This window comes from Halalkalibacter hemicellulosilyticusJCM 9152 (assembly GCF_000513115.1).
Lineage (GTDB): Bacteria > Bacillota > Bacilli > Bacillales > Bacillaceae_D > Halalkalibacter > Halalkalibacter hemicellulosilyticus.
Genome location: NZ_BAUU01000005.1, coordinates 127,561 through 142,797, shown reverse-complemented (window position 1 = coordinate 142,797; position 15,237 = coordinate 127,561). Strand labels below are relative to the sequence as shown.

Genomic DNA, 15,237 nt, shown 5'->3' with positions numbered 1-15,237 from the left:
GTCAGAAGGCTTTTATAATTAAATCACGACTATGATGTCAAAAAAGTTGGAAGATAAGCGAATGTAAAAAGAAAAAGCAAGATCTACCATGTTGGATAAACGTCCCCAACTCCACCAGGTCACTTTCACCACCAATGTCACTAACAGAAGCTAGTCGTACTAATTTAAAACACCTTTGAGAGTCATCCCTCAAAGGTGTTTCTTCTACTATATTTCATACTAAGTAACTATTATATTATGTTATGCTAGTTGGTTTAACAATTGAGTCAATGAGTAGACAATCTCTTCCCTTTCATCTACTAAATTATTCAGTTCCATATGATCTGCTTGAAGGTCGAATAACTCCATTCCTTGGTCACCATGTTCTATCAATTTATATTGATGCGTACGAACCATTTTGATTTGGTTCCATTGAGCATATTGAAATGATTTATGTTGACCTCTTTCTTCGCCTTTCATAATCGGATACAATGATTTTCCATCTATATTGTGTAAATCACCTGTAATACCAGCCATTTCCAAAATAGTCGGAAATAAATCAACTAGTTCCACTAATTCGCCATTCTTCGTTCCACCGATACGAGTTTCAGTTGGATCTGAAATAATTAACGGAACACGAACAGCACCTTCATACATCACATTCTTTCTAAACAATCCATGATCACCTAGCATTTCACCATGATCAGAAGCAAGTAGAATAATCGTCTCTCGTTCCTCGTGTCGCTTATTTATACGATCAACCAATGTTCCTACCCATTCATCTAATTGTGTAATCATAGCTACATAATGCCTTTTAACTTCATTTAATGCCTTTTCTGTCATATTCGTACTATGATCCTTTTGCCTTCTAATAATCCAAGAAGGCTTACCGGTTTGTTTTTTTGGAATAGATGGATGAAACAGAGTATCCTTATACATGTCATAATAACGCTTTGACGCATCCCAAGGATCATGAGGACTTAAGAAGTTCACACTACAGAACCATGGATTTTCAGATGAAGCCTCTTCAATAAAAGAACACGCCTGCCTCCCTACAAACGAATCAATACGATCTTGTTCTTCTAAGATAGAACAGGATGAATACCATGGCGGTCGTTTTTCTCGTTCACGATAGTCTTCTATGTAGGTTTGCAGCAAGCCATTTTCTTCAAGGTAATATTGATATGGTCCAGTTAACAACTTTTCTTGACTATTGTTTATAAGAGATTTCGCCGAGCTCATCTTTCCTTCCGTTTCAAATGGGTCGGTATAGCCAAAATGATAATTAATCGGTTTATTTCCTTTTTCTCCATATTGAAGGTCTGATTTATGTAACTCAAGCTTTCCAATTCCCGCAACTTGATAACCAACCTGACGTAATTCCTGCATATACGTTTTCTGATTTAAAGGAAAATGCTGATCATTATTTAACACATTAATCCGATGCGGATATCGACCACTCATCATTGATGCGCGACTAGGAACACACGCTGGACTATTACAAACCGCCTGAGTAAATGTCACACCCTGCTTCGCCAAGCGGTTAATATGAGGGGTATGCACAACCGCTTGTGCATACCCAAGGTAATCCGCCCGCAATTGATCAAGTAAAATGAGTAAAATATTCGGACGTTTCTTCTTACTACTCATTAAACACTCAAACTCTTCTTTAATGTTTTTTTAACTAAACGCGCCGCCTTTACCTTCTCCTTCAAACATGGAGAAATCTCGATATCATATGCATTTCTCATAATCACATCTTTCAATTCTTGAATAGTAGAAACCTCTTCTCTCAAATCATTATAAACACTACCAAATTGAAGAGATTGATGAGTATCACTCCCCGCAACAACGGGTAGCTGTAATTCACTTGCAAAAATAACTAATTCCATTTTCATTTTCAAGCCTTGATGATATAAATCTGTCGCATTTAAATCTAAAGCATCTAATTGCTTTAAGTGCCCCTTATCAAGATGAGCTAGTCCCTTTGCTTCTCTAAATGGATGTGCACCTATTTTCAAGACATGATAAGGACGAACGAAAGCTATCAAGCTATCAAAAGGAATAAAGCTCTCTTTTGCACGATACGGAACTAAGAATTTATTTATCTCCTTTATATCTTGACGTTTTCCGATAAGAAGAATATGCCCGACCTCTTGAATGTCAACCTCCATCCCAGGAAATACTCGTAACCCCTCCACATCATAGTAGTCACTCATATACGAATAATGGGCATCTAATGTATCATAAATATATTCAAAGTTAGTCGTATTAAAATGCTCTGTTAACGCAAAGCCACTTAAACCATTTTCTTTCGCTTGTAGAACATGCTCGCGAAAGCCCTCTAACGTAAATTCTGCTTTTTTACTTAACTTTCCATGTGTATGCAAATCAATCTTCATCATGTACCTCCACTATTATTGACGCGCAGCGTTATATTCAATATACAATTGGTTCATTTCATCGATGATTTCTTGTCCGCCATTTTCAAGCCATTGTTCAACAGCTAATTCAACATCCTCCATTCCTCTTCTACCGACCACAACCTCTGTTAGCATTTGCTCAAATTCCGCATCTAGTTGTGCACCCTTTTCAACATTTTTATCCGAGATTAATCCTGGATTATCATCCTCCCAAATATACTTCTCATTCATTTCATATTGAGCAGCTAACTCCTGCTCAAACTCTTCACCTAACCACCAGTAAGCGCGATGCAACGGATTCCACGCTCTTAATATATCCGTACCAATTGATGCCGGCTCATGCTCGTCCCATGCATCTAACTGTTCAACCGTACCATCTTCATGAACTGTATAATGGATATCCTCTAAACCATGACGCGTAATTTCATATCCTTCCGTAATATTCCATTCATAGATCGCTAGAATTCGATGTGCCTTTTCTTGACTAACATTCGCATTAATTACCTTTTTAAAATAACTAGGTCTTGTCGGTGTCGTTCTTTCTCCATTTGGTCCAGCTGGTGGCGGTATCATTGTCAACGTTGCATTAGGGTCATGAGCTTTAATATCTTCAGCTTCTTTCTCATGCACACTATTAGGGTTCACATACTCAATGCCAGCAATCCCTTCACTCAATCGTTCATTAGCATCGCGCCAATCGCTATGTAGCATAAAATCCTTATCTAACACATCTTCCTCATAAGCCTTCCTCATAAACGAAATATATTCCGTTAACTCATCCAATTGCGCTTGATATGGCACAAGTTCACCGTCAATTTCTTTCCATTCTCGCGCAAGTCCGAATGCTCCGCCTCTCCATGCGGTTCCTTCTTCTGCAAACAAACCAAGAGCAGAAAAGCCGATTGTGTCATTCCGTCCAGTACCATTCGGATCTTGATTAGCGAACGCATGAGCCACTTCATAAAATTCTTCCATCGTATCCGGTACGTCTAGTCCGAGATTATCAAGCCAATCTTGACGAATCGCAAGCACATTTCTTGTTTGCAGACGGTATTCAGGCACCCCAAAATAGTGTCCTGGTGGATTTAATACTTCCCATGCCCACGTCGGTATTCCAGCTTCAAGCTCGGGGTGATATTCAAGTAAAGGTTTCACATCATAATAAGCACCTCGTTCTGCCCAATCAGTAAACATTCGCGGATCATTATATCCAAATCGCCATATATCTGGTAAATCACCACTAGCTGCAAGTGTACTTAAATACGTATCAAAATCATCACGATCATAATAGTGGATATCAAATGTGACATTAAACTTTTCTTCAATGTATTCAAATACTGCATTACCTTCATATTGAATGGGTGAACCAGTTGTTAGCATCGATATCGTCAAATGTTCCTCAAAGTTATACGGTTCAAAGTCATCTACTACCTCTGCATCTAATAATTGTTTATTTTCCTCTGTTTGCATAGTCTCTTCACTATTAGTAGCACAACCTATGACAACTAAAACGAACATCAATAACATGACAAACCATCCATATTTCTTCATTATTATTTCATCCTCCTTTTTTAATCACCTAATACAAGCACCACCATAATTTCATGAATAACTACCGATTCATCAACCAGCTCCTTTCCGTTCATTTCTCCTTACTCCTTCACAGATCCTAATAAAAAGCCTTTATTGAAATACTTCTGAAAGAAAGGAAACACGATAATAAGAGGCGTAATTGTAATCACAATCGCAGCCATCGGAACAGCTGGACTAAATAAAATGTCTGCCGTTTCACTTCCTAATAATTCTTCATCCTGTATAATTAAACGTCTAAGCATGACTTGTAACGGCATTCGGCTTTGATCATGCAAATACAAAATAGCTTCAAAATAAGAATTCCAATGCGCAACCATATAAAAAATTGTAAAGGTTGCAATCGCCGGCTTCGCTAATGGTAAGGCAACCGTTAGTAGTAAACGCCACTCCCCACAACCATCAATTCTCGCTGCATCCTCTAATTCACGCGGAATATTTCCAAACAGTCCACGCATAACAATTAAATAAAATGGAGAAATTGCACTCGTTAACCAGATCGCCCAATACGAATCAAGTAACCCTAAGCTATTTACAATTAAATAAAGCGGGATCATCCCACCACTAAACAGCATTGTAAATAAAACCATAAAATTGATCACTGTGCGACCTGGTAGCCATTTCTTTGATAACCCATATGCCATCAACGTAGTGAGTAAAACATTCAAAAACGTCCCTACCACTGTAATAACCACTGCATTTTGAAAGGCATTTAAAAACTCTTTGTTATTCACTAAATAGATATAAGCATCAAACGTAATCTCTCTCGGTATGATAAAAAAACCTCTAGTTACAAATTCACTTCGTTCTGCGATTGAACTACCGTAAACATAGAGCAACGGTAATAAAACCGTTAGTGTAATGAAAGAGATCATCGTATAGACAATAAGATCAAATAGTTTATCCTCTGTTAGCTTAAGCTTCCCCATTAATAAACGCCTTCCTTTCCCATCTTCTTTGCAATCGTATTTGCGATCATGACCATGCTAAGAGCTATCACTGATTTAAATAAACCAACCGCAGTCGTATAGCTAAATTGCCCACCAATCACACCTGCACGATACACATATGTATCAAAAACATCCGAAACACTCATGTTCAAGGAGTTTTGAAGCAAATAAATATGGGTAAAGCTTAAATCCATAAACCCACCGAAGCGTAAAATCAACATGATCACAATTAAATACATAATCGACGGAAGTGTAATATACCAGACCATTTGTAATCTAGTGGCACCATCCACCCGAGCTGCTTCATACAACTGTGGATTAATAGACGACATCGCTGCCAAATAAACAATTGCATCCCACCCCATTCCATTCCATATATTGTGAATGACCCATAACGGTCGAAAATAGCCTGGATCTGTCATTAGCTCAACCCGCTCAAATCCCAGGTCAACTAACAGGTTATTAATGCTTCCATTTTGTGTCGAGAACATCATAACGGTGATCCCAACGATAACAACCCATGATACAAAGTGCGGCGTATATAAAATCGTTTGAATTGTCGTCCGAAAAAAACGTAACCGAATTTCATTTAATAGTAGAGCTAATAAAATAGGTGCAGGAAAATAAAAGATAATATCATAAATACTTAAAACAAACGTATTCCATAATAAATTTAAGAAAACCCGCTCTTCGAACAGTCGAATAAAATGTCCAAATCCTATCCACTCACTTTGGAAGAAGCCTTTAAACGGATCATATTCCATAAAAGCAACGGACAAGCCAACCATCGGCCCATATTTAAATAAGAGGAAGAACAATACACCAGGTAACATCATGAAATAAAGAGGAATCCCTCTTTTTATCAATTTGATTCGTTCGTTCTTCTTATTTATTTGTACATGTTTGTTACTATGTATTTCTGTGTTTGACTGAGCCATAAAGACCTCCTCGTTTATGTTGTATAGACGTCTCTGTGGTTTGATCGTACAAGATTTTCATTAAGCTATTGTTTAAAACGTGTAAATTTTCTATAAACATTTCTTAATATATTTTTTACAATTAGCTAAAAACCCTTATATATAGCTATTTATTATACAAAAAAATAGATTACCTCTATCATCATTACTCATTCAATAGATCAAAAAGTGGTATACTCAAAACAAGAAAAGAAGTCTAGAGGTGCTTAAATTGTTAAAGAAAACGTTAGATAAACCTAGTTATTTAGTAATTAAAGAACAGATAGAAGACATGATTACATCTGGCCAATTTGCAATTGGGGAAAAACTCCCTTCAGAAATGCAAATGGCCAAATCCTTTCGCGTTAGCAGAGAAACATTTCGTTCTGCGATTAAGTTATTAGAACAAGAAGGGAAAGTGAATGTGAAACATGGGGTTGGTACATTTGTGACAACACCTCTACCGAACATTGATAACAGCTTAGAAAAACTAACGAAGATTGGGGAATTAATCCAGTCAGCAGGATTAATCGAAGGAGAGAAAAAAGAGTATTCAGATGTCGTACCGGCTACAAGAGAATGGGCAAACTATCTATCGATTAAGGTGGGAGAACTAGTTGTTCAACATGAACGGATTCGTACTGCAAACGGTGAACCTGTCGTTTGCTCATTGAACATAATGCCCAAAGCGATTGTAGGAAATGCATTCGAACAAGAGGAGCTACATGGTTCCTTAACCGAATTCCTAGAGAACAAATGTCATATTAGAACCATACGTAGCGATACTGAGCTTGCTGTTCCTCTTCATATTGACCGTTATTGTCAAAAGCTACTCATTCACCCTCATACAACAGTTATGCAAATGATACAGCTACACTACGATGAGCTTAACAGACCGGTTATGCTGAGCTATGACTATTTGCGTAATGATATTTTTAAATTTAGAATTAGAAGAACTCGTTAAGTCTGATACAAACAATACCCTAGTTGTTAGCCATCACTAACAACTAGGGTATTAATGCTTGATGCCTTTAATCTAAAAAGTAACCTTCAAATATATCAAGTAAATACTCAAGTGTGATCGGATCACTATAGGTCGATGCTTTACTATTAATTTCAATAACTTGACCGTTTTGAACAGCCGGCACGTTCTGCCATGTATTCAATTCAAACATTGAATCATCAGCATCCGGATTTTTACTCAAGACAATATAATCTCCAGCAAACTCAGGAACAGCTTCCAAGGAAAGTGTATAAACACCTGATTCTAGAGCCATCTCTTCTACTTGTTCAGGCATGTTCAGTTTCATTTCTTGATAAAGAATTTCTGTCCCACGTGCATAATTATCTCCAAACACATAAAGCTCATCATTTCCATTTTCAATAACAGAAACGGTCGTATCCTCACCAATTAACTCTCTAATCTCATCCCCAGCTGCTTGAGCGCGATTTTGGAAATCCTCTATCCACGCTGCCGCTTCTTCTTCTTTGTTTAAGAGCTTTCCAATTTCAAGCTGCTGTGATAAATAGTCTAATGCACCCCAAGTGTAGACAACAGTCGGTGCAATTTTACTTAGGTTATCAAGATTTTCTTGCCAGGATCCGGCAATAATTAAATCCGGATTTAATTCCTGAATTTTCTCCAAGGTCGCATCTGATACAATTTCAACGCCTTCAAGTCTTTCTTCAAATAGAGGATTAGCTTCTGTCCATTCATCAATTCCAACGATATTTCCATCTAACGCAAGAACATTCGGTCCGTTCGTAAGGGCAACGATTCTCTGCGGATTAGCAGGAACCTCAACTGGTCCTAACTCTGACTCATACGTAATCGTTTCAGCGTCAGCCTCTGTATCACTCTCCGTTGAATTACTTTCATCTGTCGACTCAGCGCTCCCACAAGCACTTAGAACGAGTACGAAAATAAACAAAAATGGTATTAATAGCTTTTTCATTTGTATTTCCCCTTTTTTATGATTTTAATAGTTTGCCATCTATCATACGCTTCATATAGTATATAACAATGAGAATCATTGTCAATTAATTATTTTATAAAAAATAACAATCATCCTTTTCATCACCTGCTTGAACCCCCTCTGACTCATAAAAAAACCTCAACCGTTAGTGACACTAACAATTGAGGAACCAATATTATTCATATTTATTTCTAGTAATCCAGTAGTCAATTGTTAAAAAACGTTTTCCGCACAGCCACATACGATGGTTCGCATTCAAAATCGACACATTACTGTCTTCCACCCATAACTGAAAACGTTCATCAAGAGGCAGGCGAACTACAAACCATTTTGTGACATAATAAATTCCTTCATCTCCCTTCCCTAACCTATTCGATTGACTCGTCAGTACAAGACCATCATCCCGTTGCTCATAACCATAATTTTCAAAGCGAAGAACGGCTGTCATTTGACCGAAAGGAAGAGGGAGTGAGATGTTTAAATACTTTTTTTCTCCATAAATATGATAGGAATAGGATGCTACAAAGACGGCATTTCCCGATTTTTTATCCGTGCGTACCCACGCGCGTGGTCGCTTTCTTCCATCTTGATCAGAATCTATCGGTATCAACTTACTGTTTACTTCAAGCTCCTCCTTTTGATCATGTAACGGCAAATCAATTTGTTCCATTTTTCTACTGGCCGATTTATAAAGCTTCGACAACAATCGAAATCCCTTATGCCAATATGTTTTCGATACTAAATCGAAGGAAAGGGGGTTCTCATAGAACTGTCTAATCTCACAATTTACTCGATGAGAATCAAAATCGTATTGGTCAAATAAGCTTAAATCATCTATAAGCCCTTGGCATCGACTATCCGTTGAGGATTTTAATTGATTCCTCTCAAAGAAATTTGCTCCTATTTTCCACTTTCCTGTAATTTGGCTAAATGGAATTCCATAGATGTTCGTAGACATTTTTGGCAAGATCATTAACCAGCCTAATACACCTACTAGCACAAAACCAAACGCATTACCAATTCCATGTAGTGTCACCATATCAGGAATAAGAATCAGATCTACTCGCAATAAGCGACCAAGTCCATAGTAAAAGGCAAGAGACATTGTAAACAGAAGAATTAATCCCGATAAACTAATTAAAAAATACCCGACCAAATACGTCTGTTTCTTTCGCACATATTTAATAACTAAAAACGTATATATCCATAAACAAAGTACAAACAATACAACAAAAATAAATTCAATCAAACGAGAGTATGTAATACCAACTGCCACACCTATCGGACTAATCATGACACCAATCGTTGCTAACCGATAGCTTTTAGGCAAATTACATCCTTCCCTAAGTACTCTGCCTAACAAACCAAGAAAAATAGGAGTCACAAAGGCTGAATAATGAAAATGAATGGCTGTTAATAGAATAATTAATGAACCAAAATTCATCACATCAAATCCAAATTGAAACACTGTAAACCAGCCACCACCAAGCAAAAGATACATTAAGCCAATGTCAATACTCGTCTCCTCAAGAAACGTCAATCCTCTAGCTGACAACCTAGCAAAGCCATAGACAAACACTATACCTGTCCACAATAACCAACCGATAGATACCATTCCCGCTAGTACTCCTGACGGAATGAAGAAAGATATAAATGCCATTAATGAGCCAACCGGAAATAAATGAACAGCAACCCTATACGTTTTAAAGTATTCGCCATGGCGATCCTTCGTTTCAGTCAAGTAAAGGATTAACGGTACGAGTACAAGAATGGAAAATAACAATAATCGTTCGATTAGTCCGATATTAAGAATAGAAAAAGACGCAAGCCAAACTATAAGTCCAGCAATCGCCTGTATCATGATTGTTCTTCTCATCGCTCTCTCCTTTTTACAGCAAGTTCAATGATTTTTCTTTCCGGGGCTTTACCTCACTCGGAAGATTCCCATTAAAGTCATAATATTGAACCGTAAACGTGCCCTTATAGCCAAAAATCGTTCCGAAATAACGATTTTGCACATCCACTTCAATGTGAAACCTATTTTGCTCATCATTAAACCATTCTTTTGCAGTCGCTTTTGCTGAGAAAAGACTTGGTAGCTCCATAGTCTTTTGCTCTCTATTAATAAACAGTGGTCCAGACACAAGCTTTATCCCTCCATTTGACATAACGTCTATATCAAGGCTTGTGACTAAGTCCTGATCAGAACCTAAATAATCTATAACCTTCCTCTGATTTTCACTATAAACCATCGTTGCATCAAAATGCCTGGTTCTCTTAAAATGAAATTTTCGTATCCAAGCCATACATTCCTGACCGCATGAGTTCAAATATGCGTAATTTTCTAAAGAAAATGGAATGTTTTGTCCTCGTTCTGAGAATGTCAAACGCTTCATTCCCCCCAAGTGAAGAAAAGGGCGCATCCATATACGCCCTCCCCATATTTCATTCATAACACCCTCAGCTCTACTTGCCACAGCTTGTTCACTCGACAATGCAAACTTACGCTTAATTTCCGGATGTAAGTATTGATAACCTTCTCCCAACGCTCTTTCATAGATTGATGGCATTTTCTTCACCTACTACGTACTCGATTTCTCTTACAATGATTAGCACTTGGTAAATCCTTTAGATTCAAGGTCGTTAGTAGTGAGTATCCAATCATCGCAATTGTTAATGTTAAAGGATTGAAAGGTGCTGCCAAAACAATAGCACTACTCATTATAGCGCCCACCCCTAAACAAATAAGCGCTACAATATTGATAACATGCAACCACCATTTTCGACCTATCCATAAAAACAATAACCCAAAACCGATTTGTAGCACTCCTAATATATAGAGGAACAACTCCTCATGTCCTTGAAACAAACCAGTACCTTGTAACAGCTCTAACTCTCCCGCATCTTGAAACAATATTTTCGGTACTAGTCCTTGGTATATCCAAATAAAAGCAAGCACAAAGCTAGCAATCATTTGATAAAGACTTCTCACCATCGAAATTTGAGGTGAAATCCCCTTCTCAAGCCACAGTCTTAAACAGTCAAAGCTCCAAGCAGTCGCCCATCCCATAAGGGGTTTAAATACGACATTCATTATTCTACCCAAATAGCCAAAACGAGTAGCATAATCATATTGTGTCAAAAAAACAATTCCGTCACTAGTTTGTGTATATTTCCAATAGCCACTCCCTTCCGCAATTAAAGAAAGTGGATGATTCGCCCAAAATTTTAATGCTGAAACACGCTCATTTTTTTTCATAACCGTTTTAACACTTTTACCTGTTCCTTTAATCGTTAGTCCAAATCCAATATTCGTTTGATATAGAAAATGCTGCGGATCGGCTTCCTTCTCTTTCGGTAAATAAGTAATGTTCGTAAAACGCAAATCCCACTGCTCATGTAAATCTGGTTTTTGCGTATAGTCCCATAATTTCTCCATTTCAGCATTAATGAGTGTCTCCACATAAATTGGCTTTGACTTTGACATATCCATCTCCTTATTCACACGATCAATAAAGGTTTATTCGTTAGGACGATTGTAACACAAGTTCTCTACTTGTTTAATATTGTTGAATATACAATTTGATTCCAATTATAGAGTATAATGATCGGATTCCAATAAGTTTAGAATAGACGAGGTGACTTATACGTCCTAACAGACAGTATATCGAGCGTCATATTAACCGTTCGAGGTCACCTATTAATACACTTTCATCATCTTTGATGGAACCTCATTCCACTATTCCCTTCATAAAGCATCTTTTAACTATCCTTTCTGATCCTCGTTACAAAAAAAAAGCAACGACCACTATTTAGTCGTTGCCTTCTTCATTTTTCTTCTTTCACTTAAGACATGACCAACCCCTTTAAAGAAGCGCCCATTGATCATCATAATGATCCCGTCTAACATTGGCATATTTATAATACCACCTGTCATCCTAGCCATTCCTCTTAAAGGTTGGTAATAGATCGACATCATGATAAGGTTAGCCGTACTTCTTTTCCCGATTTTTTTCAAAGTCCAATAGGAAAATGTCACAAATCTAAACAACAAACGACCGAATAATCCTTTCGCATACTGACATTGTTCAATCGTATCTGTGTAGCCAAGTGGCTTACCTCGATTCCAAATTGATTGTGGTACGTTACGTCCTAATAGTTGCTCAAATTCGTCGACATGTACCTTCTTTATCATTCCTGAAAAGTAGGAAGGAAGCTTCTCTTTATCATATGGAAGCGGAGCAATCGTCCCTTTCACATATAGTGAATCCTGTAAACGAATATCGGCGCTAGACGCCCCAACCATAATGATATAGTCAGCCTCTTCCACTTCCCATTGATTTGTCTTTACATTAAAATAACGAAATGTTTTATCATCAAATGGGATCGTGACACGTTTTGTCTCACCTGCATTAATAAAGACTTTCTTAAAACCTTTCAACTCTTTCTTAGGTCGAAAAATATGACTTGATTGGCAACCAACATATAATTGTGCAACTTCCATCCCCGCAACTTGTCCCGTATTGGTTAAATCGAAGGAAACGAGGTTCTCCGTTACGTCGATAATTGCATAAGCAAATGTTGTATAGCTTAGGCCAAATCCAAATGGAAAAAGAACATCGACCTTCGCCGTATCATAATAACGATAGCCTATAAAAAGTCCCTCCCGATATTCAACACTTGCTTCCTCTCCGGGAAAGTGGTGATACGAAGGCGTATCTTCATAGCGAAACGGATATGACTCTGCCAACTTCCCTGAAGGATTGACATCGCCTGACAACACTCTCAAAATGGCTCTTGCACCTGCTTGTCCACCTAAATAGCCATGCACTAGCCCTCTCACCTTATGAATCCAAGGCATTTCAACTGCTGAACCACAAGAAAGAATGGCAATCATATTCGGGTTGACTTCGTGCAGCGCATGAAGCAATTCAATTTGATTATCAGGAATCTTCATACTTTGTCGATCTAATCCTTCAGCTTCAGTCACTTCATCTAGACCGATATACAACAAGGTCACATCTGCTTGTTTCGCTAGCTCGCATGCCTTTTGAATCTTCTCCGTGTTTCTCTTTCCATAACGCTCAAATCCAGGCTCAAAACCGATGCTGTCAATACCTGATTCTTGAAAACAATCTAGCGTATGATCCAAAATTGTCGGATTAACGAGCGAGGAGCCTGCCCCTTGATAGCGAGCATCCTTTGCAAAATCTCCAACAACAGCAACCTTTTTACCATATTTCAATGGTAATATATTGCCTTCATTTTTTAATAGAACGATCGACTCTTCCGCAACCTTCTGTGACACTCGATGATGTCGCTCCACATTAAACTTAGCATGTGGCTTCTTATAAGCTGACTCCGTTGTAAAAATTAGCTCTAACAAACGATCCACGCATTCATCCAAAACAACTTCCTCTAGCTTTCCATCACGAATCGCTTGAACGATCTCTTGATCGGTTTCGCCTGCTGTTGTCGGCATTTCTAGCTCATTCCCTGCTAACAGTCCAGACACACGATCATTGCTACCACCCCAATCAGTAATTACGGTACCATCGTATTCCCATTCGCCACGAAGAATAGCTTGCATGATATGCATATTTTCATTCGTATATGTACCATTCAATTTATTATAGGAAGACATAACAGCCTTCGTCTTCCCTTCCTTAACAGCAATTTCAAATGCCGTTAAGTACAGTTCACGTAACGTACGTTCATCAACAATTGCATCAATTGACATTCGTCTTTTCTCTTGATTATTTACCGCAAAATGCTTCACGCAGGCCGAAATACCATATGACTGAATACCTCTAATATAACTAGCGGCCATTTTCCCAGCAAGATATGGATCCTCACTAAAATATTCAAAATTCCTTCCACATAGAGGATTTCGTTTCATATTCACACCTGGTCCAAGTAACACATTCACTTCCTGAGCAATCGCTTCCTCACCAAGATACTCTCCAACTTTCTCTCCAAGCTCAGCATTCCAGCTATTGGCCACGGTTGCTGCAGTCGGAAAGCAAGTTGCTGGATTTCCAAGGTTCAACCCTAATTTATCAGCAGCAACGGCTTGTCTACGGATTCCATGTGGACCATCAGCAAAAAAGATGCTATTGATACCAAGGTGTTCAATCTCTTGTGATTGCCAGAAATCTTTTCCGGACATTAACGAAGCTTTTTCTTCTAATGTCATCTTTGCTATTAATTCTTTATGTTTCATTTCTATTCCTCTTTTGTAAGTTAAGAGTATCTCTATTAATTAAACCCAATTAATTTTTTGGAAACTTTATAAACCCCAACCGAAACCATCCGACCTGGACGACCGGGGAGATGAACAATTGGCCCTAATAAGCCATATTTTAAATAGCCATACAAACGTGTATCCTGCTCTTTTATATACTTCCAAAGCTCCTTTTTCTTACGAAGGTTTTCCTTTGTCCCAGACTTAATTAACAGGAAGGTTGAAATAACCGTTACAATTTCTAAATGCTTTAACAGATAATGTCGAAGGTTCTCATCTTCAACTTCATGGATCTGTACTGACTCAATAAGAAGTTTATTCACTTTAATATGTTGGTCGACCCTTTTAATCATGATGCTTTCCTGAACGGATTGTCCTTCTCGTCCAATATAATATCGATAGAAATCAACATTCACATAATAGATAGTCTTTACATATGGAAGAGGTGTATACACGTATATATTGTCTACGTAAAACGTATGCTTCGGTAGCTCTAGCTCACACTCTCTTAACAGCTGAGTTCGATAGATGATGGAATGCATCAAGATATATTTCCCTTTCGGAAACTTCTTCATCTCATTCCAAGTAAACACTTTACCTTCTGGAAGAACCTTATCATATTTTATAATCTTTTTATAAGTGGCGCCTTCCTTTTCGTAAACGAAATTACTGACAATCATATCAACTTTCTTCTCTTTTTCTACAAGACTTTGAAGAGTGTCTAGTAATTTCAAATAGGCTCTAATATCGACCCAATCATCACTATCAACCACTTTAAAGTACAACCCAGTTGCATGTCTGATACCGGCATTAACAGCCTCACCATGCCCCCCATTTTCCTGATGTATCGTTTTGATGATCGTTGGATAGCGTTTCGCATACTCATCTGCAATCGCAGCTGTTTGATCCATTGAGCCATCATTCACTATCAGAATCTCTACATTTTCTCCTCCAGGCAAAAGAGATTCAATACAATGCCTCATATACTCTGCTGAATTATAGCACGGTATAACTACTGATAATAGTTTCATATGCACACTACCTTTACATTTCGTCCTTTTCAGGCTCTTACTAAACTAAGAAACATTTCTACACCTTCTTCATTCATTTTACAACCCC

At 37.9% G+C, this 15,237-nt stretch carries 12 protein-coding genes; 1 reads left to right on the top strand and 11 read right to left on the bottom strand.

Annotated elements, in window-relative coordinates; translation table 11 throughout:
- Window positions 1–240: 240 nt before the first annotated feature.
- The 5 genes from JCM9152_RS04405 to JCM9152_RS04385 form a co-directional block, all read right to left on the bottom strand.
- Entirely contained in the window at window positions 241–1,629 is a 1,389-nt protein-coding gene (locus JCM9152_RS04405; RefSeq protein ID WP_035341391.1) for a sulfatase family protein, read from the bottom strand.
- Window positions 1,629–2,381 carry a PHP domain-containing protein gene (locus JCM9152_RS04400; RefSeq protein WP_035341388.1) on the bottom strand — a complete coding sequence of 251 codons (753 nt, stop codon included), beginning with the start codon at window positions 2,379–2,381 and terminating at the stop codon, window positions 1,629–1,631. The genes JCM9152_RS04405 and JCM9152_RS04400 overlap by 1 nt, the downstream gene beginning before the upstream one ends.
- Window positions 2,382–2,396: 15 nt before the next feature.
- Window positions 2,397–3,953 carry an extracellular solute-binding protein gene (locus JCM9152_RS04395; RefSeq protein WP_035341385.1) on the bottom strand — a complete coding sequence of 519 codons (1,557 nt, stop codon included), beginning with the start codon at window positions 3,951–3,953 and terminating at the stop codon, window positions 2,397–2,399.
- A 101-nt stretch (window positions 3,954–4,054) separates the two neighbouring features.
- Complete coding sequence (locus JCM9152_RS04390; RefSeq protein ID WP_035341382.1) at window positions 4,055–4,921, bottom strand: carbohydrate ABC transporter permease; 867 nt, start codon at window positions 4,919–4,921, stop codon at window positions 4,055–4,057.
- Window positions 4,921–5,880 (bottom strand): ABC transporter permease, encoded by a 960-nt coding sequence (locus JCM9152_RS04385; protein WP_052015555.1) that lies wholly within the window; start codon window positions 5,878–5,880, stop codon window positions 4,921–4,923. The genes JCM9152_RS04390 and JCM9152_RS04385 overlap by 1 nt, the downstream gene beginning before the upstream one ends.
- A gap of 250 nt (window positions 5,881–6,130) precedes the next feature.
- On the opposite strand from JCM9152_RS04385, the gene JCM9152_RS04380 reads away from it, so the two are divergent.
- Window positions 6,131–6,862 (top strand): GntR family transcriptional regulator, encoded by a 732-nt coding sequence (locus JCM9152_RS04380; protein WP_235715621.1) that lies wholly within the window; start codon window positions 6,131–6,133, stop codon window positions 6,860–6,862.
- 67 nt (window positions 6,863–6,929) lie between these two features.
- On the opposite strand, the gene JCM9152_RS04375 is transcribed toward JCM9152_RS04380, so the two are convergent.
- From JCM9152_RS04375 to JCM9152_RS04350, 6 genes are all read right to left on the bottom strand, one after another.
- The gene (locus JCM9152_RS04375) at window positions 6,930–7,853 is read right to left on the bottom strand and encodes an iron-hydroxamate ABC transporter substrate-binding protein (protein WP_035341379.1); all 924 of its coding nucleotides are present in this window, start codon (window positions 7,851–7,853) and stop codon (window positions 6,930–6,932) included.
- A 196-nt stretch (window positions 7,854–8,049) separates the two neighbouring features.
- Window positions 8,050–9,750, bottom strand: a complete 1,701-nt coding sequence (locus JCM9152_RS04370; protein WP_035341376.1) for a YndJ family protein — start codon at window positions 9,748–9,750, stop codon at window positions 8,050–8,052.
- 13 nt (window positions 9,751–9,763) lie between these two features.
- Complete coding sequence (locus tag JCM9152_RS04365; protein WP_035341374.1) at window positions 9,764–10,444, bottom strand: DUF4166 domain-containing protein; 681 nt, start codon at window positions 10,442–10,444, stop codon at window positions 9,764–9,766.
- A 5-nt stretch (window positions 10,445–10,449) separates the two neighbouring features.
- On the bottom strand, window positions 10,450–11,361 hold the full coding sequence (locus JCM9152_RS04360; RefSeq protein ID WP_035341371.1) for a DoxX-like family protein: 912 nt from the start codon (window positions 11,359–11,361) through the stop codon (window positions 10,450–10,452).
- Window positions 11,362–11,682: 321 nt separating this feature from the next.
- Window positions 11,683–14,097 (bottom strand): beta-glucosidase family protein, encoded by a 2,415-nt coding sequence (locus tag JCM9152_RS04355; RefSeq protein WP_035341368.1) that lies wholly within the window; start codon window positions 14,095–14,097, stop codon window positions 11,683–11,685.
- A 35-nt stretch (window positions 14,098–14,132) separates the two neighbouring features.
- Entirely contained in the window at window positions 14,133–15,149 is a 1,017-nt protein-coding gene (locus JCM9152_RS04350) for a glycosyltransferase family 2 protein (RefSeq protein ID WP_035341365.1), read from the bottom strand.
- Between the last annotated feature and the right edge of the window lie 88 nt (window positions 15,150–15,237).

What these genes read in the sequence shown, in the direction of transcription:
- JCM9152_RS04405 (WP_035341391.1), bottom strand. Translation starts at nt 1,629, where the DNA reads ATGAGTAGTAAGAAGAAACGTCCGAATATTTTACTCATTTTACTTGAT.
- JCM9152_RS04400 (WP_035341388.1), bottom strand. Translation starts at nt 2,381, where the DNA reads ATGAAGATTGATTTGCATACACATGGAAAGTTAAGTAAAAAAGCAGAA.
- JCM9152_RS04395 (WP_035341385.1), bottom strand. Translation starts at nt 3,953, where the DNA reads ATGAAGAAATATGGATGGTTTGTCATGTTATTGATGTTCGTTTTAGTT.
- JCM9152_RS04390 (WP_035341382.1), bottom strand. Translation starts at nt 4,921, where the DNA reads ATGGGGAAGCTTAAGCTAACAGAGGATAAACTATTTGATCTTATTGTC.
- JCM9152_RS04385 (WP_052015555.1), bottom strand. Translation starts at nt 5,880, where the DNA reads ATGGCTCAGTCAAACACAGAAATACATAGTAACAAACATGTACAAATA.
- JCM9152_RS04375 (WP_035341379.1), bottom strand. Translation starts at nt 7,853, where the DNA reads ATGAAAAAGCTATTAATACCATTTTTGTTTATTTTCGTACTCGTTCTA.
- JCM9152_RS04370 (WP_035341376.1), bottom strand. Translation starts at nt 9,750, where the DNA reads ATGAGAAGAACAATCATGATACAGGCGATTGCTGGACTTATAGTTTGG.
- JCM9152_RS04365 (WP_035341374.1), bottom strand. Translation starts at nt 10,444, where the DNA reads ATGCCATCAATCTATGAAAGAGCGTTGGGAGAAGGTTATCAATACTTA.
- JCM9152_RS04360 (WP_035341371.1), bottom strand. Translation starts at nt 11,361, where the DNA reads ATGTCAAAGTCAAAGCCAATTTATGTGGAGACACTCATTAATGCTGAA.
- JCM9152_RS04355 (WP_035341368.1), bottom strand. Translation starts at nt 14,097, where the DNA reads ATGAAACATAAAGAATTAATAGCAAAGATGACATTAGAAGAAAAAGCT.
- JCM9152_RS04350 (WP_035341365.1), bottom strand. Translation starts at nt 15,149, where the DNA reads ATGAAACTATTATCAGTAGTTATACCGTGCTATAATTCAGCAGAGTAT.